The sequence below is a fragment of the Streptomyces sp. NPDC005070 genome (assembly GCF_053600395.1).
The window spans coordinates 1-1,784 of sequence record NZ_JBSFZS010000440.1; the positions used below are offsets into that span (position 1 = coordinate 1).

At 67.9% G+C, this 1,784-nt stretch carries 1 protein-coding gene and 2 pseudogenes; all 3 read right to left on the minus strand.

Annotated elements, in window-relative coordinates; genetic code table 11:
• Positions 1-187, minus strand: a pseudogene (locus ACWEBX_RS40015) (hypothetical protein); the annotation flags it as partial.
• On the minus strand, positions 160-1,203 hold the full coding sequence (locus tag ACWEBX_RS40020) for a tetratricopeptide repeat protein (protein WP_451889619.1): 1,044 nt from the start codon (positions 1,201-1,203) through the stop codon (positions 160-162). The pseudogene ACWEBX_RS40015 and the gene ACWEBX_RS40020, both read right to left, overlap by 28 nt.
• Before the next feature lie 64 nt (positions 1,204-1,267).
• Positions 1,268-1,696 (minus strand): annotated as a pseudogene (locus ACWEBX_RS40025) (hypothetical protein); the annotation flags it as partial.
• Positions 1,697-1,784 lie beyond the last annotated feature (88 nt).

Below are 1,784 nucleotides of genomic sequence, written 5' to 3' on the forward strand. Positions count from 1 at the left end.
AGGACGGACCCGTCCGCGACGCGGACTCCGCGGACACCGCGGAGCCTTCCCTCGGGGTCGGCGGGCGCCCGCCGCGGATCGTCGCCGGCGCTTCTGCGTCGCCCACGTACCAGGTCTGCTTCGGCAGCCAACCGGTGAGTAGCTCCAGCTTGGTGGGCGTCATGGTGGTGTCGTGGATCGCGGCCATGCGAGCTCCTTCTTGGCGGGGGCAGGGAACCAGAGTTCCTGTAGGTCGGGAATGTGACTGTGAGAAGCCGCAGGGGCAACCGGGAGTGGAGTCAAGACAGACCTACCGGTGGAGTCAGTTGTCACTGACAACGCCAAGTAGCGGTGTCTATTGGCCAGGCCTTGCTGGGCGGCTGACAGGGTCGGGTGATCGAAGGTGACGTGCGGGGCGAGGATCGCGATGGCTCGGGTGTAGTGCTGAACGGCCTGGTCGAGGTTGCCGCGTTGGCAGTGGGCTGTGGCGAGGTTGACCAGGGTGGTGGCCAGGTCGGGATGGGAGTCGCCGAGCAGGCGTGCTTTGAGTGCGAGGGCACGGGTGTAGTCATCGATGGCGGCGGTGTGGTGACCTCTTCGGTGCTGGAGGGCGGCGAGGTTGTGTGTGGTGACAGCGATCTCGTAGTGCTCGGCGCCATGGACGCGCTGAAAGACGGCAAGGGCGGAGCGTAGTTGGGTTTCCGCCTCGTCGAAGCGGCCGCAGCCATCCAGGAGAGCAGCCCAGGCTGCCCGGTCGGCGGCGACGAGCAAGTGATCGGGGCCGTGCAGGCGGGTGCGGATTCTCACTGAGCGGGCGGCCCAGGGCTCGCCCTCGTGGGAGTCTCCGCGGGTGTGGGCCAGGCCGCCGAGGTTGTGGCAGAGGGTGGCGACGATGTCGTGATCACTGCCGTAGGTGTTCTCGCAGATACTCAGGGCCCGCAGGTAGAGGGCCTGAGACCGGTCGAAGTGGCCGGTGTACTTGCCCAGCACGCCCCATTCATTGCACACCGCGGCGACCTCAAGGGAGTCCGGGCCGGAGGCGTGTTCTGCGGCACTGAGAGTCAGAGCCAGCAGGATTCCGGCGCGTCGGTAGTCGCCGCGCTCACGCCAGAGGCGGGTCAGCGCGAGCTGGGCGCCCAAGCGCCCGGCGGGGTCGTGACGGTGACAGGCGATGGCGGCCCGCAGGGCGTCTTCGGGCAGCTCGGATTTCCGGGACGGGGTCACGGTGCGGAGTCCTTCGGCACGGGATGCTGTGGTGTGGGAGCGGGATGTGAATCAGCGGTGCGGGCAGGAAACGATCCCTGCGGTGCCACAGGAAACCTGCTGTCAGCGCCAAGGCGGCAGCGCTGAAAGGGAAGAGGGCACGAATGGCGTCGGCGGCGAGCAGAGAACTGGTGACTGCCGCGCCGACCGCAAAGACACCAGTCCAGGCGAGCATGTGGGCGCCGTTGTAGCGGCCGCGCAGTGCTGACGAAGCGATGTCGTTGACCACCGTGGGCAGGACCGGACTGAGCAAGGCGCTGCCCACAACGGCGAAGACCGCTGCCGCAACGGCGAGGATCACCGGCGAAGGGTAGCGAGAGACGGCGATGATGGCCCAGGCGAGGGCCATGCACGTGAGCGCGGCGGCGAGGACGCCGGGCCGGTTCCTTCCAGGCAGCCGGTATTCAAGAGGGATCTGCAGGATTGCGCTGGTGACCATGAACGCCGCGAACATCCGACCGAGTCCGGCCTGAGGACGATCGCGCCGCGGGCGTCGGAACGCCAGTACGGGGCGAACAGGCCGGAGAACGCCGGGACGAAGT